Below are 25,973 nucleotides of genomic sequence, written 5' to 3'. Positions count from 1 at the left end.
CTCAGCCTTCCACCGGCAAATCGAGTTCTTGCGCCAGCGCCTCCAGCGAGTCGCCGATGATGGCGATCATCTCGCCGATCTGCTCCCGCGTGATGATCATCGGTGGCGCCACCATGAAATTGTCGCCGTCGACGCCGCCCTTGACCTTGCGGCCATAGATGATCAGGCCTCGCGCATAGGCGTGATCGAGCAGGCGCTGCGTCGCTTTCATAGCCGGGTCGATCGGCTTCAGCGTCTCCGGATCGGCGACCATCTCGGCGCCGGTGAGCAGGCCCTTGCCGCGCACGTCGGCGATGAAGGGGAAGCGCTTTTGCAAGCCCTTCAACTCCGCCATCAGCACGTCGCCCATCGCGGCGGCGTTGGCGATGAGCTCAAGCCGGTCCATCTCGCCAAGCACGGCAAGCCCGGCGGCGCAGGCGAGCGGATTGCCGGCATAGGTGTGGCCATGCTGGAAGCCGCCCGAGGCAAGCAGCGGCTCGACCAGGCGCATGGGCGCGGCAAGCGCGCCGAGCGGCGCGTAGCCCGAACCCAGGCCCTTCGACAGCGCGACGATATCCGGTTTGCAGTTCCAGTGGTCGCCGCCGAGGAACTTGCCGGTGCGCCCGGCGCCGCTCATCACCTCGTCATGGATGAGCAGGATGCCGTAGCGGTCGCAGATCTCGCGGATGCGCGGATAGTAGCTGTCGGGCGCGACGAGGGCTGCCGTCGCGGCGCCACCGACCGGCTCCATGATGAAGGCCAAGACACTTTCCGGGCCTTCGGACTGGATCTTTTCCTCTAGCATGTCGGCGTAGCGGATGCCGCGCTGCTCCATCGACAGGTTGTCGCGATCGCGCCATGCGGTCGGCGCCGGAATAGTCGGCATCACCCGCATCATCGGAGTAAAACTCTCGGCCAGAGCGTCGTCGCCGGTGACGGAAAGCGAGCCCAGCGTGCCGCCATGATAGGAGGGGAAACGCGTGATCACCTTCCAGCGCTCGGGCTGGCCGGTGGCGACCGCCCATTGGCGGGCGAGCTTGATGCAGGATTCGGTCGCTTCCGAGCCGCCGGAAACGAAGAAAATGCGGTCCATGCCTTCAGGCAACTTGCCGGCCAGCTCCCGCGCCAGCTCTTCCGCCGGCTCGTTCTCGAAATGCAGGCGGTACGCGAAGGTGGTCTTGTCCATCTGGCGCTTCATCGCGTCCAGCACGTTGCGGTTCGAATGGCCGATATTGGCGACCATCGGCCCGCTTGAGCCATCGATGAAACGGCGACCGTCCCTGGTCCAGAAATAGATCCCCTCGGCGCGGTCGACGAGCGGCCGGCGCAGGCTGGAGAGGTAGAACAGATGCGACGGCGGCCGTGCATCGATTTCGGGCGAGGGCTTGGCTTCGGACTTCAGCATGTCAGGACTTTCCCAGATAGCGGTCGAGAACATTTCTGGTTACGCGTTCGACCATCGCGTCCTGCCTTAGCAGGCCAGCGACCCATTCGCAGCTTCCGGCGTGAAACACCTCGCCCTTGCCGCGTGGGAAATTGACGATCATGCCGTTGCCGCGCTTGACCTTCTCAAGGTTGGCGTCGCTCGCTTCGCCGAACAGGGTCTCGGCGGTAAAGCGGCCGTCCTCGTCGGTGAGGAACTGGTCCTCGATCGGAATATCGGCACTCTCCTCGACCTGGCTCGCCATGCCGACGGCCAGCACCTGGAGGCCGTCCGGCGCGCCGCTCTGCGCGGTCGGGTAGGGCAGGCCGCCGCGAATCTCGAAATCGAGGCCGTCGACCTCATAGCCATAGACATGGCTGTCGGCGCCGAGCAAGTCGCCATAATAGATGCCGGTGCCCGCGAAGGCCCAGTGCTCGGGCCGGTAGACGGGAAAACCGCGCACGCCGCGCGGCGCGCAACCGCCCCAGCCGGCATAGACGCCTCGTGTCGCATTGAGGCCGAAAGTGGCGCTGCCCGGACGGCCGATCTCGGGCGCTTCCCAGGAATTGGTGGCGCGGGTGACGTCGCCGCCCCGATAGGCGGGGTCTTCCGCGCGCGCCTTGTATTTGTAGCAGACCTGGCGGCGGCCTTGGTCTTCCAGCCTGGTCTGCCACATGAAATTGCCGGCGAAGCGCGCCGCATGCCCACCGCGCTCGATATAATCGTCGACCGCGTCGCGCATCTCCCATGTCCAGTATTCGTCATGGCCGGTGAAGACGACGCAGTCATAGCCTTCGAGGATGTCTGGTGAGAAATGCAACTCGTGCTGGCTGGCGAGATCGACCTGATAGCCGGCGCGTTCGGCGAAGCGGAAGAAATGGCTGTCATAGCTCGCCCAGCCGGATGAGGCATATTTCTTCGAATGTCCGGTGGCGAAGGCCCATTCCATGTGCGGATAGCGCGGCACGGTCTTCGGCGGCACCGCGACTTCCAGCGGCACGCGCGGCGCCTCCTTCGGCAGGACGACGAAGCCGCGGCACCAGGGGCGCTGCGTCGACACCGTCGTTGCGTACTGGTCGCGGTTCGGGCCGGTGATGCCCTGATAGTGGTTTGAGCCGCCCCAGGTGTTGTAGGCGGTCCAGGTGCCGGTCGCGGCGATCTGCAGCAGGCTGCCAGACCTGCGGCGCGGCAAAGGCGCAACGATGAAGAGATGGTGGCTTTGGATCGGTCTGCCGTCCCGCCCATCGGCCGAAAGCGTCACGCGATAGGCGCCGGACGGCCAGTCTTCGCCGATGCGGAATTCGAATGCGGCTTCCCAGCCGCAGCCTTCGACCGAGCACTGGTCGGGCGTGTCCTGCCAGCGCGCCGACAGGCCGGTCTTTTCGAAGACCTTGGTTTCGCTGCCGCCGTCGCGGATGATGACGAGACGGAATTGCGGCGCGGTCGAACTGACGAAAAGCGTCACCGTCCCGCCCGGACAATAGGAAAAGCGGTCGCTGTAGCACCAGATTTCGCCGTTCGAGCCATCCATTCCGGGCCATTCATAGTAATGGCCGCGCACCGCTTCACGGCGCTGCTCGGGCGTCAGCCCGAAATCGGGAAATTCGGTGGGCAGTTGCGTCAAGGAACACCTGAGGTCACGAGGCCGCCATTGAGACCATCGGCCGGCCAAGCGTCAAATGGAAAGCATCGGGCCAGCGCGCTTCCGCTTGGCGATACCCGGCAAACGGGCTACTTCATCCTGAGGCGATGTTCCAACGCCGGGAGCCGACATGCTGCGGGTACAAAAAGTCAAGGTCGACGACATCTACGTGCCGACGGCGCGGCGCAAGACACTGCACCCCGAGACCGTGCGCCATCTCGCGGAGGACATCCTCGAAAACGGCATGAAGACGCCGATCCAGGTGCGGCACGACGGCAAGCGCCATGTCCTGGTCGAGGGCCTGCACAGGCTCGAAGCCGCGAAGTGGCTGGGCGAAACCACGATCGACGCCTATCTCGTCCAGGCCAAGCGCCACTGATCCTGACCTCCGGGCCTCCGGCATCAGCGTTACCGATCGCTTCCCATCAAAGCTTTTTGATTGACGCTGCCGTGGCGGCTAATACCGTGCGCCTACTTTAGGAGCAGGAAGCTTGCCATGGCGAAATATGAGGGCGGATGCCTGTGCGGCGCGGTGCGCTATAGGGCCGAGGTCGAGCCGGTTAATGAACGGGTCTGCCATTGCCGGATCTGCCAGCGGGCAATCGGCGCGGCCTTCAACGCCCGCCTCCTGTTCCGCATCGACGACGTGACGATCGAAGGGCCGGTGGCGACGATCAATTCCACGCCCGACCTTCAGCGCGGCTTCTGCCCGGTGTGCGGCACGACGATGTTTTCACGGCGCGACTCCAGAGGCATCCTCGGAGTCACCTCCGGTTCGCTCGACGACCCGTCGCTGTTCAAGCCCGACATGCATTTCTGGACCGCCTCGAAGCAGCCCTGGGTGATGCTTGACGACGGCCTGCCGCAGTATGAAGGCGCGCCGCCGGCTTAAGGCCTATTGATATTCACGTGATGCCGGCCTCCAAATGGCGGCTTCCTGCGCTTCCGGTGCTCACTTACGCTAAGTACGCTCCGCTCCGGTTCTCGGAACCCCCCATTTTGGCGCGGCCTGACCTTAATCTAAACATAACCCGGCTTCCCGTGGGCTGAGTCATCGCGACGCAGGCCTGCACAAAAATTTCATCGTCGATGCGCGAGATAGCCGGCAAAGCGTCATTGGCGGGCCATCTTTGGCTGCCTATCTGAGCGCCATGCGGGCAGGCATCGAGGAGGCGACGGATGTGCGAGAGCATCAACACCCTGGACGAGCTTTTGAACGATCCGATGATCCAACTCGTGATGGCGCGCGATCATGTGCGCCCGGACGAGCTTCGCTTGCTTCTGGAAAAGGCTCGCGGCAAGGCTGGCGATGATTCCCGCATCGATCGGGCCTCTGTGCCCCCGCCGCATGTGGTGGCTAGAAGCTGTCTGAAGCAGTGGCTGCACCGCTGACGCTGACTGGGAACATGCGTGGCGGTTTTCCTACAGGAACAGCGCGGGACAACAGCCGCGGGTCAGCTCGAATGCGCGGGCAGGTAAGTGTAGTGACTGCGTGAATAGGCGAGCTTGAAGCCGAGCCGGGCGTAGTTGCGATAGGCCGGCCCATCGCGATCGGGGCGCGGCGCCTCGATGTCGGCGACAAAGAGTTTCGCGCCGGCGGCGATCCCGTCGCGAACCAGCCTTTCCCCAAGCATGGCATCGAGATCGAAGCTCGGCGCCATGATCCCGGGCACCGGAGCGTCGATGCCGCTCCAGGCTGCGCCGTCAGGACCGATGAAGAGCGAGCGCACCGCTTCCACCGCGCCTCTGCGCCTCAGCATGTAGTGATGCCAGCCCTTGCGGCCGACGAGCGCCTTGAGCCAGGGAGAGGTGGGCAGCCTGTACTTCGTATCGATGAAGGATGCCCACTCGGAAGCTGTCCTATGTGTGACCTCCTCGACCACCGGATCACCAACAGGGATAAGCGGATCGGCCGGGAAAAGCGGTTCGTCCGGCAGTTGCGTCGCGTCGCGATAGATGCGCTCCCAGCCGCCCTGGTGCTGCAGGCCGCGCGCTTCCAGCCAGCACCGCAGCCGCGACGGCTCGGTGTGTGGATTGGCATAGAACCACGGCCGCATGATTCCGGCTTCGCGGTAGCGCGCGAGGAGCGCATCGAGCTGAGCCTCCGAGGCTGGGCCGTCGACGCCGATATTCTTCACGCAGTTGAAGTGGATGAACGGGATCGTCGTGCATATGGTCCAAACCAGATCGCCGTCGCTCGCGATCGACAGCCCATGCCGTGCCGCGAAATCCCCGGGCGCGGCTTCGTAGAGGTCGAGCCAGGCAGCGACTTCGGCGCGCTCGATGGCGCGGCTGAAATCGCGTGACACCTCCTCGATCGCGATCTCCGGAACATGCTTTCGCGGCGGCGCCAGGGGCTGCAGTTCCGAGAGCGCGGTGGTCGACATGTTGCGTTTCCCCATTTGCCTTACGGCGTAAGATTAGCGGATGATAATATGGCGCCGCCTGTTGTCAACCGGGATTAGCGGCCTCTTACAAATCCGTGAGTTGGAATCACGCCATCGTGAGGCTAAGCCTGTCCTCGAGGGGCTTTTCGGATGACGATTCACTTTTGCCTCGGAGAAAGCCCGAGGCGCAGGGAAAAGGGTTGAGATGACCGACGTCTGCACTCAAGGGTTGGATACCGGCTTTGTCAGCCTGGGGTATGCCAAGGTGGCATTTCTGGGCATCGTGCAAGGCATCACCGAATTGCTGCCGATCTCGTCAACGGCGCATATGCGCATCGTGCCGGCGGTGCTCGGCTGGCAGGATCCCGGATCGGCCTTCTCGGCCGCCATGCAACTGGCGGCGCTGGCGGCGGTGCTCAGCTATTTCTGGAGCGACGTCAGGGACGTGCTGTTCGGATCAATCTCGGCGATCACCCGCCGCGATTTCGGCGACCGCTATTTCCGTCTCGCCGTCAGCATCGTGCTTGCCACCGTCCCGATCGTCATTGCGGGCCTCGCGCTTTCCGGCGTGCTCAACGCCTGCAACTCGCCACTGCGCAGTCTTGCGGTGATAGGCTGGGCCTGTATCGCCATGGCGATCCTTTTGGCGCTGGCCGAGATCTTCGCCAGCCACAAGCTCATGCTGCGCCAAGCGTCGATCCTCGACGCACTTCTGGTCGGCGTAGCCCAGGTCGGCGCACTCATTCCGGGCGTCTCGCGGTCGGGCTCGACGCTGACGGCGGCTATGGGGTTGGGCTTCGCCCGGCCGGAGGCGGCGCGCCTGTCATTCCTGCTCGGCTTGCCGGCCATCGCGCTGGCCGGGCTCAAGGAGCTTTGGGAATTGCACAAGGTACATCTCGACGCGCATGGCTGGTCGGTCCTGGCTGTCGGCCTCGTCGTAGCATCGATCTCGGCCTTCTTCGCCATCTGGGGGCTGATGCGGGTGCTCGAACGCTTCTCCGCCTGGCCCTTCGTCATCTATCGCGGCCTGCTCGGGGTGGTGCTGCTGATCGGCGTTGCGACAGGATGGCTGTCCTAGCGGACCTGGTATTGCCGGCGGCTCGCGCAGGCGGCGTGCGCCGCCTCGCAGGATTTCTCTCCTGTCTGGTTCTTGTGATGCCGATGGCAAACGCAAATGGCCCGGGCGGTCAATGGCAAGCCGGCCAGTATTCTTTCTCCGACGAACTTGGCGGCTTTCTAATCCGATCCGTTTCGGGCACGGGAACAAGATCCGATCCGGTTGTTCTCGGCGAGGAATTGGAGTCGGCCGACCCCGTTATTCTGACGATCCGCGCGCGACAACCGACAGCCAATTTCACGGAAGGAATCCTCTATCTGCGGATCGTGGCGCTCAACGACAGCGGACACCCCTGGGTGGATTTCATGTTCGAGCTTCAGTCGATACTCGATCAGCCAAGCGTGTTCGGTGACGGCCTGTCTTTCGACCAGTCCCATACTCCGTCGGACTTCATCTCATCCGACAGGTTCGAACGATATAACCGCCAGCTCGAACCTTTCGATCGCCTTCTGTTTCTCGATGGCCACGTGGACACAGGCCATCAGGCGGCCTTCGATTTCCTCGTCACCGACTTCAATCCCAAAAGCGTCTTCTACCTGCTTCAGGACCCGGGTATTCCGGCCTCCTGACAATCTTGCGCAGGGTGGGCGGAAATCGACGCAAGCGATTGAAGGTTCGCGTCACAGGCCTGTTCGGCTATTGGTGTGCCCATGGATCTTTCGACATTGCTGAACTCGTTGCCGTTGCTGGCCGCGCTGGTGAAATCGGCTGTACCCGCCACCGTCGGCGCCGGGATGGGCCTTGGCCAATGGCTGGCGGCGCTGCCACCGTGCCGCAACCAGGTTTTCGAGAACGCGACGTATCTGGTCTGCGAGACCGATCCCAGGCATTTTTCCATCGAGCTGTTCTGGAAGAACGATCAAGGCGACTTCTACCGATCGCTGCACAATCTGCGCAACGCGCAGCAGGCGGCGGGGCGCACCATGCTCTTCGGCATCAATGCCGGCATGTATCATCCCAACCTTTCGCCGGTCGGGCTCTATGTGGAACGCGGCGAACAGGTCACGCCGGCCAGGACCGGGTCGGGGACCGGCAATTTCTCCATGCAGCCCAACGGCATCTTCTACCTCGGTGCCGGCAAGGCCGGCGTTCGCGCCACCAAGGACTACCAGACGCGTCCGCCGCGCGTCGATTACGCCACTCAGTCGGGACCAATGCTGGTCATCGACGGCAAGCTGCATCCGAAATTCCGTTCCGACGGCACCTCGCGAAAGATCCGCGACGGTGTCGGCGTGCGCGCCGACGGCGTCGTGGTCTTCGCGATCTCGGACGATGTGGTGACCTTTCACGAGTTCGCGCGGCTGTTCCGCGACCGACTTGGCTGCCCGAACGCGCTTTTCCTCGACGGCTCCATTTCGAGCCTCTATGCGCCAGGGATCGGCCGCAACGACGATTTCTGGAATCTCGGACCGATGATCGGCGTGTTCAGGCGCTGATCAACGCGCCTTTGCGTTGAGCCTTGCCTTAGCCGGACGCATCCTGGATCGCGGACAGCAGCCATGGCTGTCCAGCCTGGCGAGTGAAGGTCCACAACTCGGTTGCTTCGACTGGATTGTTGGGATCGCCCTTCTCGACGGCGCCGGTCTGGCGGTTGCGCATGATGTCTACCGCCGACCAACGCATCGCGACCGTGGCGTAATCGCGCGGGCCTTCCCGCCATGCCTCCGCCACTTCGCCGTTCAGCAACTGCAGGTTCGTCACCTCGTTCTTGAGCCCGTGGGTCGCGTTGTCCGCCAGTTCCTCCGAGAGATATGAGACCATTTCAGGGGTCGTGAGCCGGCGCAAACCCTGGTGGTCCTCACGGGTGAAGGCAGACTGCACCTCGCCGAGAATTCGCTCGAAAGCGTCGCGATCGGCGTCCGTAATGCCGATTTCATCCGCGCCGGATCCTCCGGCGGAGCCGAAGCCCGCGGTCGGGGTCGCGAAGCTGGACGGCGCGCGCCCCCAGTCCTGCCGTCCGAACGGGATGGCGCCGCTTCGCATGTTGGCCGGCGCGGCACTGCCGCGATTGAGGAACCGCATCGCCAGCATCACGAGGCCGCCGATCAGCAACAGCTGGAGCACGAAGCTCAGACCGCCGCCTATGCCGCCAAAACCGTGGCCAAGCATCATGCCGAAAAGGCCCTGGAAGAACAGTCCACCTACGAGGCCGCCGACAAAACCACCACCGAAGCCGCTCCAGAATCCGGGCCGCGAGGCGCCGGGAAACGCCTGCGTCGACGGGATGGACTGGGTGGTTTGGGGCGTCATCGAGCGCGTCACGGGCGCCGTGTAGGGGGCGGTCCTTGTCGGTGCGGGAGCCTGGTAGGTACGGCTGCCACGGCTGCCGAAACTCCCTCCCATGCGCGCTTCGGCGGGAGCGATGGAGACCGTCCCAAGCGCCATCAGCACGATCATGAGGATCGAGGCGATTTTGATCGTTCGAGAGTTCGACATTAAGGACAATCCCTTGGATACGCCGCGCTTCAATTGCTGCAGGCCCGTATATGGGGTGCAGGGCGAGCGAGGTTTAGTCCCTGCTTGCACATTCCATCGGCGACCGGGCCAGAATCGCCCTAGGGTTGGTTGCGGCCGCGCCTGCCGCCGCGGGCCAGCAGCCTCATGCCGACCAAGGCCGCGATGATCGTCGCGACGATCACTATCGCCGCAAACAGCAGGATGTTCGCCGAATTGAAATGGATGAGTTCGCCGGCGCCCTTGGCCGCCAGCCATCCCGGCATGAGAATGGCCGGCGCCCAGATCAGTGCCGATAATATGTTGGCGAGCTGGAAACGGGCTCGGTTCATGCCCATCATGCCCGCGACCAGGGGCACGGTGGCCCGTATCGGTCCGAAGAAACGCCCAACGAATATCGCCGCGAAGCCGTAGCGCCGGAAAAACAGCCGCGCGCGGGCAATTTCGCGACGGTGGCGGTTGAGCGGCCATTTGTGGACGACGCCGCGTCCTAGCCAAATGCCGAGATAGTAGGAGACGATGTCACCCAGCGTGGCTCCGATGATCGCCGCGAGGACGACCGGCAGCGGCTGGATGAGCCCGGCGCCGACGAGGCCTCCGACGATCACCAGCACGGTGGTGCCCGGCAGGAGAATGCCGATCAGGATCAGCGACTCGCCGAACGCCAGCAGTCCGACGACGACCCCGGCCCAGGCCTGGTGCGCCTCGATGAGACGGACGCACTGGTCGACGAAGCTCTCCATCGAAACGGCGCCTTAGCTGCCGCTGTCCAGCACGCTTCTCAACTCGTCGAGCTTGTGGTTGACGAGCCAGCCATAATAGTTCTCGACAGGCAGCTTTTCGCTCGCGCCGCTCGCGACTGCGGCGCGCAGCTCCGCTGCCCGCCGTCTTGGCTGGCCGACATTATAGAGCGTGGCCGTGATGCCTGGGTTGCCCGATATGTCGAAGCCCTGCTCCCTGTAGGCTTCGATCGCGTCATGCACGATGGCCGCGATGTAGACGACGCTGCGGTCCGGATCCATCACGTCCCGGTAGATGGCCTGCGGGTTGTCCGGGGTCAGCTTGTCGTAACCGCTTACCCTGTTGACGAGGTCGGTGACCTCGAGTGCGGTCAGCGGGCTGATCTGGCCGAGCCCGAAGGTCTGGCCAGCGAAAAAGGGCTGGAAGAACGCCTGCTGGAAGGTCAAGGGTTCATAGGAAACGCCGTCCACGGTCTTGCCCCTGAAATGCTGCATCCAGACCATGTCGCGGCAGCTCCACAGCGCCGCGCTGCCTTTGGCGTTCTCGCAATCGGCGAATTCCGGGCGCTTGACGAAATCCTGCACGCGCACGCCCTTGTAGCGGAACGCGAAATCGAGGCCGGAGTAGGACAGCGCCTTGACGTAATAGGTCTGCACCGAGCCGACCGCGGTGACGTTGTAGGTGTGTTCGCCGATGAGCGCGCCGACGATATGGATCGGATCGATCCCGTAGACGGCGGCGACCTGCTTGATATGCGCCCTGAGCTTCGCCTCGTGCTTCAGCAGCGCGACGATCTTTTGGTATTTTTCCTCATAGGTTGTCTTGAAGGCAGCCGTGCGGTTCGCCGATGCGCTTGGAATGGGCGGCTGTGTTTCAAAGCGGTTGCCGGGCGGCACCACGATCAGCTTCTCCGCATGCGCCGCCGGAGTGCCGACAAGGCAGGCAAGAAGCAGGAAGAGCTGAAATAAGCGGGCCATTTTTGGTTGGCGCCTTCAAATCGAGAACGGACGGGGTGTCTTGTCTCACGCCATGAGGCCGCAAAGTGTCAAGCGGGGCGAAGGCGGGAGAGGCATGCCCGCTGTCGAATCGACGCCGGGCGAGGTGAGGGAGACACACCGATTCGATAGCTGCCACAGGCCAAAAGTAAATTTTGATTCAAACTTTGTTGGTAATTTCTCATTAGGAAAGGCCTGATTGTCCGGCGGCGCTGTTCCTGCCTTCGGTCTGTTTTGTTTTGCGTACAGGTCAATGATGCGGATTTCCGGCGTCGTCAGTTTCGTGCTCGCAGCGCTTTGCCTTGCCGGCTGCTCGTCCACCTCGGGCGTCGATGCCTTGCAGATGCCGTCAAATGAGACGACGAGCTCGGTCGTGCGGCCTAGCGCGCCGGTGTCGAAGGGCGTGCGGACTGTCCAGACAGAGAAGACCGTCCAGACGGCGTCGATGTCGGGCATGGCACGCATCAAGCCGCCAGCCGCGCTGCTTGACGAGGCCAATGCGAATGGCACCGACGCGGCTTCGCGCCCCTTTAGCCTCGCCGAAGAGGAGACGGTGAACTTTCCCGCGCCGGATTTGCCTGACAGCGTCGATCCGCCCGTACAGGAGGCGGCCCTCGTCTCGCCGCCGAAGCGGCTGTCGCGCGCGGCGCCTGCGATGCTTGCCGGTCCGGTTACCCGCTATGCCTTCCGCGACGCCAAGCCGATCAATTTCGGTCGTTCCTCACCGCGTCACCTTGCGGTGCACGGCGTCGACGTCTCGCGCTGGCAGGGCGACATCAATTGGGGGAAGCTGCGCGCCCAGGGCGCCAATTTCGCCTATATCAAGGCGACGGATGGCGGCGACCATCTCGATCCGATGTTCATGAAGAACTGGCGCAATGCCGACGCCGCCGGGCTGAAGCGCGGCGCCTATCATTTCTTCTACTGGTGCCGCACCGCCGGCGAGCAGGCCGACTGGTTCATCCGCAACGTGCCGAAAATGGATGGCGCGCTGCCTCCTGTCATCGACGTCGAGTGGAACGGCGACTCCTCCTGCAAGCGCAGGCCTTCGCGCGAAAAGGTGCTGGAGAAGATGCAGGTGTTCATGGACAAGCTGGAGCGCCATTACGGCCAGCGTCCCATCATCTACACCAGTCCCGATTTCTACCGCGACAACCTGCAGGGCGCCTTCCAGAACTATCCCTTCTGGCTGCGCGCGGTGGCGGCGCATCCGTCAAAGGTCTATCCGGGACGCAAGTGGCTGTTCTGGCAGTATTCAGGCTCCGGCCTGTCGCACGGCGTGACGGGTCGCATCGACCTCAACGTCTTCCATGGCGACGAGCGGCAATGGCGCGCCTGGCTGGGCGGCGGAGGGCAGATGGTGGCCGACGCCGACTGACGCGCTTTCGGATCGCCTCGACTATCTCCGCGGCAGATGTCGCGATTCGACCATTGTCACATAGGCAAGCACGCCCATGAAGGACGCGAAGTAGGCCAGGACGGCGGTGACGACGATCAGGCTCTCTGTGGGCATTTCCATCTCCTGGGAAAGAACAACCCAGGAGACAACGAGCATGACGGCATTGCCTTGACCTGGATCAAGCGATCGATCAATCAGAGCGCGGCCGTTCCGCTCAGCAGGTGACCAGATCCGTGTGGCCAAACCCCTTCGAGTAGTCCAGCACGGAAATCACGGAAGGTATCACACGGAAGATGCGGACCTGGTCCGGCGTCGGCATCGGACCGGGCAGCGAGGACTGCGGCGGATATTTCATCGGCAGCATCCGCAATACCTTTTCCGCCTCGGCCTTGTCGGTGACCGGCTGCGCCCGCGCGGCCATGGAAAGCCCGGTGATCTCCATCACTTGCGGCGCGTCGTGGTCGATCGTCAGCGACAGGCGATCGTCCCGCGCGATATTCGCAGCCTTCTGGCTGTCCAGGCCGCAGAGGAAATAGAGGGTAAGGCCGTCATTGACATAGCCGACGGTCGTCGCTTGCGGCCAGCCGTCCGGCCTCAGCGTAGCAACCGTCATGATCCGATGCTGGTCCAGCAACTTCTGGATCTTGTCCTTGATCTCCTTGTCCATCTTCACCTCCGAAGTCATGGCTGACGGCGGCAACGGTATGGGATCGTGGATTGCGTGGCTTTGATGTGCGTCAACGAATGAGCCGCGGCGCATCTCGCGGCTTCGAATAGAAGCAGCATCGCTATCGCTTTTCATGCCCGTGTGGCTTGAACGCCGACACAATGAGTTTTAGCCGTAAAGGGTCCGGCCGGTAAGAGCGCCCGCTAAACTTGGTCTTCAAAGCCGCGTTCGCCGATTTGGTCTCCGCATCGAGAGAGCTCCGATTGCGGCGACGCTCATCCTCGGCTTGGCCGCTCTTGTGCCGGCACCGAGCCGGAGCAGTTGCCGGAGGACAAGGACGCCAGAGCGGTCACAGCCCCAGGGCCGCAGCGACCCGTTCCTGGAAATACTGCACTCCCCGCTCATGCCGTCCCGAGAGCGGGCCGGAGCTATAGGCCCCTGCGGCATAGTTGAGATGCGTATCGGCGCAGATGGTGTAGTCCTCGCGCACCACGGCCAGGGTGCCTTGCACAGATTTCGCCCTGCTCTCGGATGCTTCGTCAGAGGTGTCGGCAAAGAAGAAATGGTAGTGCTGGTCTGTGTGATGCGGTGAGGTCGGGTTGATCCGGCTAACGTTCATGCCGCCATCGAAAAGCGACAGCGTCCAGTTCGGCCACATCCAAAGCCATTTGCCGCGATAGAACAGGCCGTCTCTCGGCGGTGCGGTCATCCGGACATAACCGGGATGGGCGGTGGTCTGGAAAGCTTCGAAGTCGATGGCAGCGTAGAACGAGGGATGCGTGCCAGGGATGTGGTAGCCTTCGACGAAATTGTCGGTGTAGATTTTCCAGTTCGCCGCAAAACTGACAGTGGCCTGATCGGTGGCGGCATAGGTCTCCAACGGCTCGTCCGCCAGTTCGGCGGGCAGAGAACCAAGTTGATCCAGAAGACTTTCCTTCGGGTCGAGCGCCGCGAAGAGCAGCCCGCGCCATTCGGACAACTGCACCGTCTCCAGCGGCCAGTCTTCGGCGATGATCGCGGGATCCTTGCCATACCATGGGGCCCGCACCAGCCGTCCGGTGTCGGCAAAGGACCATTTGTGATAGGGACAAACGACCAGCCCACATTTGCCCGCGCCATCGGCCAGAAGTTTCGCCCCCCGGTGGCGGCAGACGTTCTTAAATCCGCGCAAGGTCCCGTCCCGGCCCCGGATGGCGAAGACCGGCGTCCCGGCGATGTCGATGGCAAGGTATTGACCGGACGTCGCGACCGAGGCGACGGGCCCCATGAATTGCCAAGTGTGCGCGAAAATGTTGCCCCGTTCCTGCTGCCAGATATCATCGCGGACATAAAGCGACGGGTCCAGGTTCAGGTATTGCACGGGCGGAGTGTCGAGCGGCGGGTGGTCGAGTCGCAAGCTATCCGGCGTCATGGCTAACCTCCAGTTGCAGCAATCCTGTCGTAGGCGGGGCGATATCGCAAGGGAGTTGGCTCTGCTGCGCACGGCCTGTAAGCCGGCGGGCAATTTTGCTCTAATGCAGATTTACTGGAGTTTGCGGTTCATTTCCAATTCGCCGACCTGGTTGTCGACCGCGATCAACATGTCGGATGCCTTAACCACAGCACAGGTTCCAGGCCGACGTCTCGCCCGGGCCGCGGCGGATACTTTTCCGGTAGCATCTTCAAAGTCTGCGCCGCCTCGCTTCGCTCTTTACTCCGCCCTGAAATGACGAAGCGAAGGGGCGCCGCCGCACTAAGCCGCGTTGATCGTCGCCTCGATATTGTAGCCGTCGGGATCGAGCACGAAGCAGGCGTAGTAATTTTCCGCATAATCCGGCCGCGGGCCGGCGCGCCATCGTCCGCCGCGCCCGCATCGAGCGCCGCGCGATGGAACGCATCGACCTCGGCCTTGCTCTTCACCCGGAAGGCGACATGCAGATGGGCGAGGGGCGGCTTCTAGTCCTTTCCCTGGATCTCGAACAGGCAGCCATTTCCGACATCGAAGGCCCAGAAGATGCCCTCCTTGCCGAAGGCGAGGCTGTAGCCCAATGGCGCGAAAGCCTGTTCGTAGAAGAGCTTGCTCTTGTCGATGTCGGTCACTTCGATGGTGATGTGGTCGATCATAGTTTCGGCGATTTGAACTCAACCGGCGACGGCATATGCTTACACGTACGGCATATGCTCGGGGATGAGGTCAGATCCCTCTAGTTTAGGGAATATACTATGAATCTCATCGAGAATCGACTGTGGTATTTTCTTGCGTGGAAACCGCATAACTTTCGGAGTGGTGTCTATCGTTTCGTCAAAAATAAGGTCGACAAATGGAGGTCCAGCGCCATCGCTATCTGAAATTAGCAAGATCAATCCATTTTGATAGCCACGGCAGTAGCATGCATCCCAGTAGTTATTTTCAGATATGTATTTATCGATCTTTTGTTCGTATCCATGTATAAGGGAATGTACGCGGTCATGGCTATAATACTCTCCGCTTGAGCGCTGATCTTTGATGCGCATCAATGCATCTTGAAGGCCGTCCTGGTACGATAGTGCTAGTATGAGAAGTTTGTTTTTGGTCTCAATAAATATTTCTTCTGTGTATGAGTGGTATTCATTCAGATCATACAAGAAGTTCTCGCAATTATCAAACGCAGACTCATTTAATATTTTTCTGGTTTCGTTCTGTGAATTGTAGTGAAGCCGAAACTGTTCAAGAAAAAAAGCTCCATCCGTCTCTACGGGTATCAAATTTAATTTGGTGCCATTTAGATGGGCGTGGTCTATCTTCGGCGACACATAATACGAAGATCTGGCGAATGGCCCCATGATCTTGATCATGGATTGAACGAGCTTCAGATAGTTTGGGTCCCTGAGCGAATAGCCAATGTAGACTATTGTCTTTGATGCAATTAGATTTTTCAAATACGCGCCGATGGCCCCGCTTTTAAGGCGCTTAAGTGATTGGGAGTAGTCCTCCTCCGTAGCAACTATTGATCCATAGTTCGTAATTGATCCGTGGATTTTTATTACTCTCCGCCTTGAGCTGTCGACAAAGGCAAGGTCTTGATCATATACGAAAGGCTCTAGGCCGGCCTCAATTTCAAAAAAGTCATCCCAGTTTGTCGTTACCACATCTGAAATCATGTGAAGTGGCCGAATTGCGCGATGAAAATTTGTCATCGGCACGCTAAAGCCCGGAAGGATTTAAAGTAATTTATTCGATCTCGAATCTTCTGTATCAGCTTGATCCGCCCATCAGGCTGTCTACAGTACAGAGACATTAGCGACGGAAAGTCGAGGTCCTCACTCGATCCCATTTCATATCGAATCTGGTCGTAAAAGGTTTCCTTGCAATGATCGCGATTTTCGGTGCTGATACCTGCGCCGGCAAATATAGCGACCTTTCCCTCGGACATTCGAGCAAGAAGCTCTCGGGGGAACGAAAAATCTTTCTCGTTTTTGCAGAAAGAGCACTCGCAATTGCTCATCAGGTCTCACCATATACAAGCCCGCGCAATAGGCGCGGGCGTGTATATCATTTCATGATTCTAATCAAAACTCAGCTGCACCCGCTCGTCGAGCCACACGTGTCGCACTTCTCGCAGGTGCCGTTTCGCACCATGGTGAAGTTGTGGCACTCGGAGCATTCGTTGCCGGTGTAGCCTTGCAGCAGCGATTGCTGGCGCCTTGTCGCGGCGAGTTTTTTCGCCTCGGCGGCCTCGTTGGCGGCGGCGTCGGTGAACAGCGCTTCCGCGTCGGCGGCCTCGGCTTCTTCCTCCACGATATCCTCGACCAGTTCCCTGGCGCGTTCCTCATAGTCGCGCTTGTAGGCTAGAGCCTCGTCGCTGGCAGGCTTCAGCGCCAGCACGTTGGAGCCGGCGAAGGCGGTCGGTGCCGCGCGGGCAGGGGCGGTGGTGGTCGAGCCCGCACCGCCAAAGCCCTTGGGCTCATTGCCGATGCCCGACACCAGCTTCACCGGCGAGGCGCCGCGATAGAGGCCCTTGGAGAAGGGCGTCGCCTTGCCTTCGGTGATGCCGCGGCCGAGCGCGGTCTTGTCGAAGTCCGACTGGTCGACATGGGCGAGGTCGTGGCGGCCGAGATAGGAGACCGCCAGCTCGCGGAACACGTAGTCGAGGATCGACGTGGCGTTCTTGATCGCGTCGTTGCCCTGCACCATGCCGGCCGGCTCGAACTTGGTGAAGGTGAAGGCCTCGACATATTCCTCGAGCGGCACGCCGTACTGCAGGCCGAGCGATATGGCGATGGCGAAATTGTTCATCATCGCCCGGAAGGCGGCGCCTTCCTTGTGCATGTCGATGAAGATCTCGCCCAGGCGGCCGTCGTCGAATTCGCCGGTGCGCAGATACACCTTATGGCCGCCGACGACGGCTTTCTGCGTATAGCCCTTGCGGCGGTTCGGCAGTTTCTCGCGGTCGCGGTAGAGGCGCTCGATGACGCGCTCGACGATCTTTTCCGTTACCTGCACGGCGCGCTGAGCGGCGGGTGCGGCGACCAACTGCTCGACGGCATCGTCCTCATCCTCTTCGGCATCGGCGAGCAGCGAGGCATTGAGCGGCTGCGACAGTTTCGAGCCGTCGCGATAGAGCGCGTTGGCCTTCAGCGCTAGCTTCCAGGACAGCATGTAAGCGTTCTTGGCGTCCTCGACCGTCGCCTCGTTCGGCATGTTGATGGTCTTGGAGATGGCGCCCGAGATGAAGGGCTGGGCCGCCGCCATCATCAGGATGTGGCTGTTGATCGACAGCGAACGCTTGCCGATCTTGCCGCAGGGGCTGGCGCAGTCGAACACCGGCAGGTGCTCGGCCTTCAGGAAGGGCGCGCCTTCCAGCGTCATCGCACCGCAGACGTGGATGTTGGCGGCGTCGATGTCCTTCTTCGAGAAGCCGAGCGCCGGGAGCATCTCGAAGGAGATGTCGCCGAGCTGCTCGTCGGTGAAGCCGAGCGTCTCCTTCACCCAGTCGGCGCCGAGCGTCCACTGGTTGAACACGAACTTGATGTCGAAGGCCGACTTGAGAGCCGCATTCAGCGCCGCGATCTTCTCGTCGGTGAAGCCCTTGGCCTTCAGCGAGGACGGGTTGATGCCGGGCGCCTGGTTGAGGTTGCCGTGGCCGACGGCATAGGCCTCGATCTCGGCGATCTGGCTTTCGGCATAGCCCAGCGTGCGTAGCGCTTCCGGCACGGCGCGGTTGATGATCTTGAAGTAGCCGCCGCCGGCGAGCTTCTTGAACTTCACCAGGGCGAAGTCGGGCTCGATGCCGGTGGTGTCGCAGTCCATGACCAGGCCGATCGTGCCGGTCGGCGCGATCACCGTCGCCTGCGCGTTGCGGTAGCCATGCTCCTCGCCGAGCTCGATGGCGCGGTCCCAGGCGGCGCGGGCGTGCTCGGCCAGCGCCTGCTGCTTGAGGTCGGAGGCGACCAGCGGCACCGGGTTGACGGCGAGCTTCTCGTAGCCGTCCTTGTCGCCATAGGCGGCGCGGCGATGGTTGCGCATGACGCGCAGCATGTTCTGGGCGTTGCGGTCATAGTCAGGGAAGGCGCCGAGCTCGGAGGCCATTTCGGCCGAGGTCGAGTAGGCGACGCCGGTCATGATTGCGGTGAGCGCGGCGCAGATGGCGCGGCCCTCGTCGGAGTCGTACGGAATGCCCGAGGTCATCAGCAGGCCGCCGATATTGGCGTAGCCGAGGCCGAGCGTGCGGTAGTCATAGGAGAGCTTGGCGATCTCCTTGGACGGGAACTGGGCCATCATCACCGAGATTTCGAGCACGACGGTCCAAAGGCGAACGGTGTGCTCGTAAGCGGCGATGTCGATCGTGCCGTCGGCGTTGCGGTAGGGCAGAAGGTTGATCGAGGCCAGGTTACAGGCCGTGTCGTCGAGGAACATGTATTCCGAGCACGGGTTGGAGGCCCGGATCGCACCGGCGGAGGCGCAGGTGTGCCAGTCGTTCATCGTCGTGTTGAAGTGCAGGCCGGGGTCGGCCGACGCCCAGGCGGCGTAGCCGATCTTTTCCCACAGATCGCGCGCCTTCAGCGTCTTCAGCACCTTGCCGTCCTTGCGGGCGGTGAGCTGCCAGTCGCCATCGGCTTCCACCGCGCGCAGGAAATTGTCCTTGAGCGACACCGAGTTGTTGGAATTCTGGCCGGAGACGGTGAGATAGGCGTCCGAATCCCAGTCGGTGTCGTAGGTATTGAACGACATCGAGGTGTAGCCCTGCTTGGCGAACTGGATGACGCGGTAGATGTAGTTCTCCGGCACGGCGTCCTTCTTGGCCGCCTTGATCTCGCGCTTCAGCGCGGTGTTCAAAGCCGGATCGAAGCAGTCGTCGCCATTGCCTTCGCAATTGACGCAGGCCTTCATGATGGCCTCGAGGTGCTTCTTGACGATCTTGGAGCCGGTCACCAGCGAGGCGACCTTCTGCTCTTCATTGACCTTCCAGTCGATGAATTGCTCGATGTCGGGATGGTCGGCGTCGACGATGACCATTTTCGCCGCGCGGCGCGTCGTGCCGCCCGACTTGATGGCGCCGGCCGCGCGGTCGCCGATCTTGAGGAAGCTCATGAGGCCCGACGAGCGGCCGCCGCCGGAAAGCTTTTCGCCCTCGCCGCGCAGCATGGAGAAGTTCGAGCCGGTGCCGGAGCCGTATTTGAACAGGCGCGCCTCACGCACCCACAGATCCATGATGCCGCCCTCGTTGACGAGGTCGTCCTGCACGCCCTGAATGAAGCAGGCATGCGGCTGCGGGTGCTCGTAGGAGGACTTCGACTTGGTCAGCTTGCCGGTGAAGGGGTCGACATAGAAATGGCCCTGGCTCGGGCCGTCGATGCCATAGGCCCAATGCAGGCCGGTGTTGAACCATTGCGGCGAGTTCGGCGCGACGCGCTGGGTGGCGAGCATATAGGCAAGCTCGTCGCGGAAGGCGCGGGCGTCGTCCTCGGACTTGAAGTAGCCGCCCTTCCAGCCCCAATAGGTCCAGGTGCCGGCAAGACGATCGAAGACCTGGCGGGCGTCGGTTTCCGAACCATAACGTTCGGCATCGGGCAGCTTGGCGAGCTCGGCCTCGTCCGCGACCGAGCGCCACAGGAAGGAGGGGACGTTATTCTCCTCGACCTTCTTCAGGCGTGCCGGAACGCCCGCCTTGCGGAAATATTTCTGCGCCAGGATGTCGGCCGCGACCTGACTGAACTGCGCCGGCACATCGATGTTGTCCAGGCGGAACACCACCGAGCCATCGGGATTCTTGATCTCCGACAGGGCCTTGCGGAATTCGATCTCCGCATAAGCTGACTGGTCTGGCTTGGTGAAGCGACGCTCGATGCGCATTGGTCCGGTCCCTTTGTGTCTATATATAGCGCTTTTCCGCAGGGATTTCTGCCCCACCAGGCGAAAAGCACAGTCCGCCGTTTGCCGGCATCGCAAGCCATGCCGGCACTCTCCTCGTCGCAAGTACCGACATGCAGACAGCAAACGCCTTCCCAGGCATTTGTCCGGGCTGCAGGCCGACCCTCGCGGGTCCCTCAACTGAAACTTTTGTCGATTCCCTCCGTAGAGGGAGGTTCACACTATCTAGCGTCCAGCCTGCCTGCAAACACTAAATATAGTGTTAACAGATCATTTTTTCCAGGCCGACAATTCTCCCTTTCGCCCACCCAAGCCCTACTGATCCCAACGCTCCGCCAGCCTCGTGAACGGGCGGAAATCCGGGCAAAACGCACAAAATCCGGGGAAAAAGACCGGCCTCTGAACTCTCCGGTCGCGCCCGCAACAGGAGCGCATGGCCCATAAAAAGCGACTCGTTCGGACCCGTCAAGGATTCGTTTTTGTAGCTTTTGTGACCCCAACATCTTGTGTGTCACATATGTGGATAACGGGGACACGAGAAGTCCGGCTTCGCAGGCACTTGACGCGGTTTTTCAATCTGGCGCGAAGCGTGTCGGGCCGTCGGCTTTTCATTTTAACTGGCTTGCACTATCTGTTGCGTTCGCGCGGGGGCGCGCCTTGTCAACACCAAAAGCATCCGCTACGCCCCGCTCATGACAGTTACCGTACGTTTTGCCCCATCGCCGACCGGCCGCATCCATATCGGCAATGCGCGCACCGCGCTGTTCAACTGGCTTTTCGCCATGAACAACAAGGGCCGTTTCATCCAGCGCTTCGATGACACCGACATTGCCCGCTCGAAGCAGGAATATGCCGATTCCATTCTCTATGACCTGCATTGGCTGGGCATCTTCCCGGATGTCACCGAGTACCAGTCGCGCCGCTTCGAGATCTATGACGCGGCGGTCGAGCGGCTGAAGGCGGCGCGGCTGCTCTATGCCTGCTACGAAACGCCGGAAGAGCTCGATCTGCGCCGCAAGGTGCGCCGCACGCGCGGCCTGCCGCCGGTCTATGGCCGCGAGGCGCTGACGCTGACGCCGGAGCAGGTGGCCGAGTACCAATCGGATGGGCGGCGCCCGCACTGGCGCTTCCTGCTGCCCAATTTCACCAGTGATCCGTTGCAGCCCGAGCGCACGGACGTGCATTGGAACGACCTTGTGCGCGGCGAGGAGACGGTCGATCTCGCCTCGCTGTCGGACCCTGTCCTGGTGCGCGAGGACGGCACCTACCTCTACACGCTGCCTTCTGTAGTCGACGATATCGAGATGGGCGTCAGCCACGTCATTCGCGGCGACGACCATGTTACCAACACCGGCGTGCAGATCGCCATCTTCAAGGCGCTCGGCGCCGAACCGCCGGTCTTCGGCCACCACAATCTGCTCACGACCGTGTCGGGCGAGGGGCTTTCGAAGCGCACCGGCGCGCTGTCGATCGAAAGCCTGCGCGAGGACGGCATCGAGCCGATGGCGGTCGCTTCGCTGGCCGTGCTGGTCGGCACCTCGGAAAATGTCACCGCCGCGCACGATCTCAACGAGCTTGCCAGCCATTTCGACCTTGCGGCGACCTCCAAGTCCGCCTCCAAGTTCGACCCGGAAGAACTCTTCGTGCTCAACCGCGCGCTGATGCATCATATGCCGTTCGAGGAAGCGCGTGACCGGCTGATGGTGCTGGGCATCTCCGGCGAGAAGGCCGAGCCGTTCTGGCTTGCCGTGCGCGGCAATCTCGACCGCCTGTCGGACGCGGTCGCCTGGTGGCGAATCGTGAGCGAGGGCCCGCAGGAGCCGGCCGAGTTTTCCGGCGAGGACCGCGACTTCCTCCGTCAGGCATTCGATCTGCTGCCGCAGGAGCCGTGGAACGGCACGCTCTGGAAGGATTGGACCGGCAACATCAAGGAAGCGACCGGGCGCAAGGGCAAGTCGCTGTTCATGCCGCTGAGACTGGCGCTCACTGGGCGGACTTCGGGGCCGGAGCTTTCAGATCTATTGCCGCTGATGGGTCGGGAAGGAACGCTGGCCCGACGACCCTGACCTTGCGCTGGTCCGGCGGCAGCGCCGAGACCGGCGACACCGGCGTCTTGCTGATCAGCTGCCTGATCGCCTCGCGGTCGAGCCTGCCTTCGGCGTTGGCGATCGTCTCCGGATCGGCGCCCGGATCCGGCTTGTTCGCCGGAACCGGGACGAACAGCGCTACCCCGCCTTCGGGCTGCGATTGTTGGGGGTTGGACGGCGGGTTGCCGCCGATGATGGTGAAATTGCCGTTGCTGGCCTGCGCGTTGCATCCGCAAGTGAGCGGGCGCGAGTAATTGGCCTGCTTATAGAGATACGCTGTCGGCAACTCGCTGTAGGGGCGGCCGGTGACCGAGGAGGTCATCGAGCCCGAATCGTCCGCCATTCCGCGCGAATAGAAGACCTGCATCTCGGTGCCCGGGCAGCTCGATTCGCAATTCTTCTGATCGCGTTCGAAGTCGCCGACGGATGCCGCGTTGGACATCGGAAAGAAATAGCCGTCGCAGGTGCGCACGCACATCGTGCGGAACTCGCCGCCCAGCCTCGGCAGGTCCATGCTGTCCGGCCGGTTGATGATAGTGCGGAAGTTGCGCACGCTGGGATCGTCGAGCGGGACCGCCGCCGTGTCCGGCGCATCAGGGACATCGAGCGTTTCGAGCTGCTGGTCCTGGCGGCCGAAAAGCTGATCGAAAAAATTGCCGCCATTGTCCCGGGCCGCTTGCTGGGGCGCGTCGCGTCGCGTCGCGATCTCGTCGTCCCGGCAGCCATTGGCATCGAGCGCTGCGAGGATGCGGCCGCGATCGCGCCGCGTGCCGCCGGCTGCCAGCCGCTCGCGTTTCGCCTGAAGCGTGTCGAGGTTGGCGTTCATGCGCTCGATCGAGGCATTGAGCGCCGCGCATTCGCCGACATTGCGCGAAAACAGCGTGAAGCCGCAACCGGCATCGCTTGCCCGCCCGCGGGCCTTGGCAAGCTGCTCGCGCTGGCGCGCGATGGCGTCGTCATATTTGCGCACGAGGCCCGGGCCTCCGCCGCCACCGAGCGTCGCGGCGAGTTCGGTTTCGAGCTGGCGGCAGACGCGCGGAGCCGCCTGCGCCTCGGACACGGCGAAGCCTGAACCCGCAAGCGCCGCAAGCAGCACCATAAGGTGGGTCGGCTTCAGCCCCTTGCCTTTCATCCGAAACCCCAAATCGCCTTATCGACCCGAAGCTACCCCGCCATGGTTAATCGACTATGCCAGAGTCGGTACAGCCTGAGCTTCACGCTCAGGGACCGAATTGTCATGCCTGCCGGGGAATCCGGCTTTCACAGTCTCAGCCCGGGCCTAGGAGCGCCTGCGCCTTGTGCGCCGCCTCGACCACGGCAAGCGCGGTCATGTTGACAACGCCGCGCGAGGTTACCGACGGCGTCAATATATGCGCGGGCTTGTCGGTGCCGAGCAGGATCGGCCCCACATGCAGCGCATCCATCATGGCGCCCAACGCCGTCAGCGTGATGTTGGCGGAATCGAGGTTCGGGAAGACCAGCAGATTGGCTTCGCCCTTGAGCCGTGAATGCGGATAGACGCGTTGGCGCAGATGTTCCGACAGGGCGGTATCGGCATGCATCTCGCCATCGCACTGCAGGTCCGGTGCAATGCGCGACAGGATCTCCGCGGCCTGCCGCATCTTGAACGCGCTCGGCGCGTCGCGCGAACCGAAATCCGAGAAGGAGAGCAGGGCGGCCTTTGGCTCCATTCCGAAACGCCTGATCTCCTCGGCCGCCAGCACGGTCATCTCGGCGATCTCCTCGGCCGACGGATCGATGGAGACATAGGTGTCGGTGAGGAAAATGATGCCGCGCTGCGAAATCAGCATGGAGAGCGTCGACAGATCGCGATCCTTGACCCCAGCGCGCGGCCCGATGATCAGCGAGACATTGCGCAGGTGTCGCTCGAAGCGGCCTTCGAGCCCGCATATCATCGCATCCGCATCGCCGCGCTTCAGCGCGAGCGCCGCGATCACCGTGTTGTTGGTGCGCACCATGGTGCGGGCGGCCTCGGTGGTGACGCCGCGTCGGCCGGCCAGCTCGATCAGAAGGTCGACATAGTGGCGGTAGCGCGGATCGTCTTCCGGATTGATCAAAGCGAAATCGACGCCAGGCCGGATGCGTAGACCGTAGCGCTTCAGCCTGACCTCCACTACATGCGGGCGGCCGATCAGCGTCGGTTCGGCGATGCCTTCCTCCAGCACAACCTGTGCCGCGCGCAACACGCGCTCGTCCTCGCCGTCGGCATAGATGACGCGCTTGGCGCTCGACGCCTTGGCGGACGAGAACACCGGCTTCATCACCAGGCCGGAGCGGAAGACAAAGCGGTTCAGCTTGTCGATATAGGCGGCGAAGTCGGTGATCGGCCGGGTCGCGACGCCGGTGTCGCAGGCAGCCTTCGCCACGGCCGGCGCGATGCGAAGGATGAGGCGCGGATCGAAGGGCGAGGGGATCAGGAAATCGGGGCCGAACATCGGCGTCTCGCCGGAATAGGCGCGGGCCGCGACGTCCGAAGGCTCCTCGCGAGCAAGCGCTGCGATCGCCCGCACCGCGGCCATCTTCATCTCCTCGTTGATGGCGCTGGCGCCGCAGTCCAGCGCCCCCCGGAAGATGTAAGGAAAACAGAGCACGTTGTTGACCTGATTGGGGAAATCGGATCGTCCCGTGCAAATCATAGCGTCCGGCCGCGCGGCCCTCGCCACTTCCGGCATGATCTCGGGGTTGGGGTTAGCGAGAGCCAGGATCAGCGGTTTCGGCGCCATATGCCGCAGCAATTCCGGTTTCAGCACGCCAGCGGCGGAAAGGCCGAGAAAGACGTCGGCGCCGGGTATGACATCGGCAAGCGTGCGCGCCTCGGTGTCCTTCACATAGGGGTCTTTCCAGCGATCCATCTCCTCGACGCGGCCCTTATGGGCGACGCCGAAACGGTCAGTGACCCAGATGTTCTCGACCTTGGCGCCGAGCGAGACGAGAAGGTTGAGGCAGGCCAGCGCGGCGGCGCCCGCGCCGGAGGTGACGATCTTTATGTCGGAAATCGCCTTACCCGCCAGTTCCAGCCCGTTGAGGACGGCGGCGGCGACGATGATGGCCGTGCCGTGCTGGTCGTCATGGAAAACCGGGATGCCCATGCGGGCCTTCAGCCGCTCCTCGACCTCGAAACATTCGGGCGCCTTGATGTCCTCAAGGTTGATGCCGCCGAAGGTAGGCTCCAATGCGGCGACGGTTTCGACCATCCGCTCGATTTCCGGCGCGTCGATCTCGATGTCGAAGACGTCGATGCCGGCGAATTTCTTGAAGAGAACCGCCTTGCCTTCCATCACAGGCTTGGAGGCGAGCGGACCGATATTGCCTAGTCCGAGCACCGCGGATCCGTTCGAGACGACGCCTACAAGGTTGGCGCGCGCGGTGTAGTCGGCCGCCGTGGCGGGATCGTCGCGTATCTCCAGGCAGGGCGCTGCCACGCCCGGCGAATAGGCAAGCGCGAGATCCCGCTGGTTGCCGAGCGGCTTCGTCGCCTGGATTTCGAGCTTTCCCGGCGTCGGGTACTTGTGGAAAAACAGGGCTGCCTCGTCGAGATCCGACCGGGCCGTTTTCTTGTTCTCGCCGTCCATTGCGGCCCCTCCCTGCGATACTGCTTTGGAGCCTTTTAGCATGCGCCAGCGCGTTTTCGCGACGGCAACTAGCGGCTCCGGCCTTCACAATGCCGGAGCGAGAATAATCAATCGATTCCAACCGGTTGGGCTGTAAGCCTCACGCCCCTTGGATTGGCG

General features: G+C 62.4%; 19 protein-coding genes and 3 pseudogenes. 9 read left to right on the top strand and 13 right to left on the bottom strand.

The features are described 5' to 3' along the window. Nucleotide 1: 1 nt before the first annotated feature. Nucleotides 2-1,384, bottom strand: a complete 1,383-nt coding sequence (locus ACR64R_RS09855; protein WP_487361450.1) for an aminotransferase family protein — start codon at nucleotides 1,382-1,384, stop codon at nucleotides 2-4. Nucleotide 1,385: 1 nt separating this feature from the next. After that, nucleotides 1,386-3,026, bottom strand: coding sequence for a N,N-dimethylformamidase beta subunit family domain-containing protein (locus ACR64R_RS09850; RefSeq protein ID WP_487361449.1), 1,641 nt, complete (start codon nucleotides 3,024-3,026; stop codon nucleotides 1,386-1,388). A gap of 148 nt (nucleotides 3,027-3,174) precedes the next feature. Here ACR64R_RS09850 and ACR64R_RS09845 point away from each other — a divergent pair, with 148 nt between their 5' ends. The 3 genes from ACR64R_RS09845 (at nucleotide 3,175) to ACR64R_RS09835 (ending at nucleotide 4,436) form a co-directional block, all read left to right on the top strand. Further along, a complete protein-coding gene (locus ACR64R_RS09845; RefSeq protein ID WP_140647477.1) occupies nucleotides 3,175-3,423 on the top strand; it encodes a ParB N-terminal domain-containing protein in 249 nt (82 codons plus the stop codon). 117 nt (nucleotides 3,424-3,540) lie between these two features. Continuing rightward, the gene (locus tag ACR64R_RS09840) at nucleotides 3,541-3,936 is read left to right on the top strand and encodes a GFA family protein (RefSeq protein ID WP_487361448.1); all 396 of its coding nucleotides are present in this window, start codon (nucleotides 3,541-3,543) and stop codon (nucleotides 3,934-3,936) included. Between the two features lie 287 nt (nucleotides 3,937-4,223). Next, on the top strand, nucleotides 4,224-4,436 hold the full coding sequence (locus ACR64R_RS09835; RefSeq protein WP_487361447.1) for a hypothetical protein: 213 nt from the start codon (nucleotides 4,224-4,226) through the stop codon (nucleotides 4,434-4,436). Nucleotides 4,437-4,498: 62 nt separating this feature from the next. Here the strand turns inward: ACR64R_RS09835 and ACR64R_RS09830 are convergent, their stop codons facing one another. Next, a complete protein-coding gene (locus tag ACR64R_RS09830; protein WP_487361446.1) occupies nucleotides 4,499-5,431 on the bottom strand; it encodes a hypothetical protein in 933 nt (310 codons plus the stop codon). A 205-nt stretch (nucleotides 5,432-5,636) separates the two neighbouring features. Between ACR64R_RS09830 and ACR64R_RS09825 the strand changes: the two genes are divergently transcribed. From ACR64R_RS09825 to ACR64R_RS09815, 3 genes are all read left to right on the top strand, one after another. Continuing rightward, a complete protein-coding gene (locus ACR64R_RS09825; protein ID WP_487361445.1) occupies nucleotides 5,637-6,509 on the top strand; it encodes an undecaprenyl-diphosphate phosphatase in 873 nt (290 codons plus the stop codon). Beyond that, complete coding sequence (locus ACR64R_RS09820) at nucleotides 6,497-7,117, top strand: hypothetical protein (protein ID WP_487361444.1); 621 nt, start codon at nucleotides 6,497-6,499, stop codon at nucleotides 7,115-7,117. The genes ACR64R_RS09825 and ACR64R_RS09820 overlap by 13 nt, the downstream gene beginning before the upstream one ends. Before the next feature lie 81 nt (nucleotides 7,118-7,198). Next, the gene (locus ACR64R_RS09815; protein ID WP_487361443.1) at nucleotides 7,199-7,984 is read left to right on the top strand and encodes a phosphodiester glycosidase family protein; all 786 of its coding nucleotides are present in this window, start codon (nucleotides 7,199-7,201) and stop codon (nucleotides 7,982-7,984) included. Nucleotides 7,985-8,012: 28 nt separating this feature from the next. On the opposite strand, the gene ACR64R_RS09810 is transcribed toward ACR64R_RS09815, so the two are convergent. The 3 genes from ACR64R_RS09810 to ACR64R_RS09800 all read right to left on the bottom strand — a co-directional run bounded on the left by ACR64R_RS09810 (nucleotide 8,013) and on the right by ACR64R_RS09800 (nucleotide 10,720). Continuing rightward, nucleotides 8,013-8,984 carry a Tim44 domain-containing protein gene (locus ACR64R_RS09810; RefSeq protein ID WP_487361442.1) on the bottom strand — a complete coding sequence of 324 codons (972 nt, stop codon included), beginning with the start codon at nucleotides 8,982-8,984 and terminating at the stop codon, nucleotides 8,013-8,015. Nucleotides 8,985-9,103: 119 nt separating this feature from the next. Next, entirely contained in the window at nucleotides 9,104-9,745 is a 642-nt protein-coding gene (locus ACR64R_RS09805; RefSeq protein ID WP_487361441.1) for a DedA family protein, read from the bottom strand. Nucleotides 9,746-9,757: 12 nt separating this feature from the next. Continuing rightward, a complete protein-coding gene (locus tag ACR64R_RS09800) occupies nucleotides 9,758-10,720 on the bottom strand; it encodes a DUF1402 family protein (protein WP_487361440.1) in 963 nt (320 codons plus the stop codon). Between the two features lie 274 nt (nucleotides 10,721-10,994). Here ACR64R_RS09800 and ACR64R_RS09795 point away from each other — a divergent pair. Both ACR64R_RS09795 and ACR64R_RS09790 read left to right on the top strand, forming a co-directional pair. Beyond that, a pseudogene (locus ACR64R_RS09795) lies at nucleotides 10,995-11,133 on the top strand (glycoside hydrolase family 25 protein); the annotation flags it as partial. A gap of 128 nt (nucleotides 11,134-11,261) precedes the next feature. Then, nucleotides 11,262-12,116: pseudogene (locus ACR64R_RS09790) on the top strand (glycoside hydrolase family 25 protein); the annotation flags it as partial. A gap of 235 nt (nucleotides 12,117-12,351) precedes the next feature. Here ACR64R_RS09790 and ACR64R_RS09785 read toward each other — a convergent pair. From ACR64R_RS09785 to ACR64R_RS09765, 5 genes and pseudogenes are all read right to left on the bottom strand, one after another. Beyond that, complete coding sequence (locus tag ACR64R_RS09785) at nucleotides 12,352-12,804, bottom strand: pyridoxamine 5'-phosphate oxidase family protein (RefSeq protein WP_487361439.1); 453 nt, start codon at nucleotides 12,802-12,804, stop codon at nucleotides 12,352-12,354. 349 nt (nucleotides 12,805-13,153) lie between these two features. Further along, nucleotides 13,154-14,215 (bottom strand): aromatic ring-hydroxylating oxygenase subunit alpha, encoded by a 1,062-nt coding sequence (locus tag ACR64R_RS09780; protein WP_487361438.1) that lies wholly within the window; start codon nucleotides 14,213-14,215, stop codon nucleotides 13,154-13,156. A 321-nt stretch (nucleotides 14,216-14,536) separates the two neighbouring features. Next, nucleotides 14,537-14,907, bottom strand: a pseudogene (locus ACR64R_RS09775) (VOC family protein). 39 nt (nucleotides 14,908-14,946) lie between these two features. Further along, nucleotides 14,947-15,924 (bottom strand): SIR2 family protein, encoded by a 978-nt coding sequence (locus ACR64R_RS09770; protein WP_487361437.1) that lies wholly within the window; start codon nucleotides 15,922-15,924, stop codon nucleotides 14,947-14,949. Nucleotides 15,925-16,339: 415 nt separating this feature from the next. Further along, complete coding sequence (locus ACR64R_RS09765) at nucleotides 16,340-20,116, bottom strand: vitamin B12-dependent ribonucleotide reductase (RefSeq protein WP_487361436.1); 3,777 nt, start codon at nucleotides 20,114-20,116, stop codon at nucleotides 16,340-16,342. A gap of 710 nt (nucleotides 20,117-20,826) precedes the next feature. Here ACR64R_RS09765 and gltX point away from each other — a divergent pair. Further along, nucleotides 20,827-22,200: a glutamate--tRNA ligase gene (gene gltX, locus ACR64R_RS09760; protein ID WP_487361435.1), complete on the top strand. Its 1,374-nt coding sequence runs from the start codon at nucleotides 20,827-20,829 to the stop codon at nucleotides 22,198-22,200. On the opposite strand, the gene ACR64R_RS09755 is transcribed toward gltX, so the two are convergent. Both ACR64R_RS09755 and ACR64R_RS09750 read right to left on the bottom strand, forming a co-directional pair. Beyond that, on the bottom strand, nucleotides 22,118-23,353 hold the full coding sequence (locus tag ACR64R_RS09755) for a DUF2865 domain-containing protein (protein ID WP_487361434.1): 1,236 nt from the start codon (nucleotides 23,351-23,353) through the stop codon (nucleotides 22,118-22,120). The two genes, gltX and ACR64R_RS09755, sit on opposite strands and share 83 nt — an antisense overlap. 136 nt (nucleotides 23,354-23,489) lie before the next feature. Next, a complete protein-coding gene (locus ACR64R_RS09750; RefSeq protein ID WP_487361433.1) occupies nucleotides 23,490-25,814 on the bottom strand; it encodes an NADP-dependent malic enzyme in 2,325 nt (774 codons plus the stop codon). Between the last annotated feature and the right edge of the window lie 159 nt (nucleotides 25,815-25,973).

It is taken from the genome of Mesorhizobium sp. MC2-1-1, from assembly GCF_057597255.1.
Note: the sequence above shows the minus strand (reverse complement) of the source record. Positions and strands in the feature narration are given on the sequence as shown.

What these genes read in the sequence shown, in the direction of transcription:
- ACR64R_RS09800 (WP_487361440.1), bottom strand. Translation starts at nt 10,720, where the DNA reads ATGGCCCGCTTATTTCAGCTCTTCCTGCTTCTTGCCTGCCTTGTCGGC.
- ACR64R_RS09825 (WP_487361445.1), top strand. Translation starts at nt 5,637, where the DNA reads ATGACCGACGTCTGCACTCAAGGGTTGGATACCGGCTTTGTCAGCCTG.
- ACR64R_RS09780 (WP_487361438.1), bottom strand. Translation starts at nt 14,215, where the DNA reads ATGACGCCGGATAGCTTGCGACTCGACCACCCGCCGCTCGACACTCCG.
- ACR64R_RS09830 (WP_487361446.1), bottom strand. Translation starts at nt 5,431, where the DNA reads ATGTCGACCACCGCGCTCTCGGAACTGCAGCCCCTGGCGCCGCCGCGA.
- ACR64R_RS09785 (WP_487361439.1), bottom strand. Translation starts at nt 12,804, where the DNA reads ATGGACAAGGAGATCAAGGACAAGATCCAGAAGTTGCTGGACCAGCAT.
- ACR64R_RS09820 (WP_487361444.1), top strand. Translation starts at nt 6,497, where the DNA reads ATGGCTGTCCTAGCGGACCTGGTATTGCCGGCGGCTCGCGCAGGCGGC.
- ACR64R_RS09755 (WP_487361434.1), bottom strand. Translation starts at nt 23,353, where the DNA reads ATGAAAGGCAAGGGGCTGAAGCCGACCCACCTTATGGTGCTGCTTGCG.
- ACR64R_RS09815 (WP_487361443.1), top strand. Translation starts at nt 7,199, where the DNA reads ATGGATCTTTCGACATTGCTGAACTCGTTGCCGTTGCTGGCCGCGCTG.
- ACR64R_RS09810 (WP_487361442.1), bottom strand. Translation starts at nt 8,984, where the DNA reads ATGTCGAACTCTCGAACGATCAAAATCGCCTCGATCCTCATGATCGTG.
- ACR64R_RS09840 (WP_487361448.1), top strand. Translation starts at nt 3,541, where the DNA reads ATGGCGAAATATGAGGGCGGATGCCTGTGCGGCGCGGTGCGCTATAGG.
- ACR64R_RS09805 (WP_487361441.1), bottom strand. Translation starts at nt 9,745, where the DNA reads ATGGAGAGCTTCGTCGACCAGTGCGTCCGTCTCATCGAGGCGCACCAG.
- ACR64R_RS09855 (WP_487361450.1), bottom strand. Translation starts at nt 1,384, where the DNA reads ATGCTGAAGTCCGAAGCCAAGCCCTCGCCCGAAATCGATGCACGGCCG.
- ACR64R_RS09770 (WP_487361437.1), bottom strand. Translation starts at nt 15,924, where the DNA reads ATGATTTCAGATGTGGTAACGACAAACTGGGATGACTTTTTTGAAATT.
- ACR64R_RS09765 (WP_487361436.1), bottom strand. Translation starts at nt 20,116, where the DNA reads ATGCGCATCGAGCGTCGCTTCACCAAGCCAGACCAGTCAGCTTATGCG.
- gltX (WP_487361435.1), top strand. Translation starts at nt 20,827, where the DNA reads ATGACAGTTACCGTACGTTTTGCCCCATCGCCGACCGGCCGCATCCAT.
- ACR64R_RS09750 (WP_487361433.1), bottom strand. Translation starts at nt 25,814, where the DNA reads ATGGACGGCGAGAACAAGAAAACGGCCCGGTCGGATCTCGACGAGGCA.
- ACR64R_RS09845 (WP_140647477.1), top strand. Translation starts at nt 3,175, where the DNA reads ATGCTGCGGGTACAAAAAGTCAAGGTCGACGACATCTACGTGCCGACG.
- ACR64R_RS09835 (WP_487361447.1), top strand. Translation starts at nt 4,224, where the DNA reads ATGTGCGAGAGCATCAACACCCTGGACGAGCTTTTGAACGATCCGATG.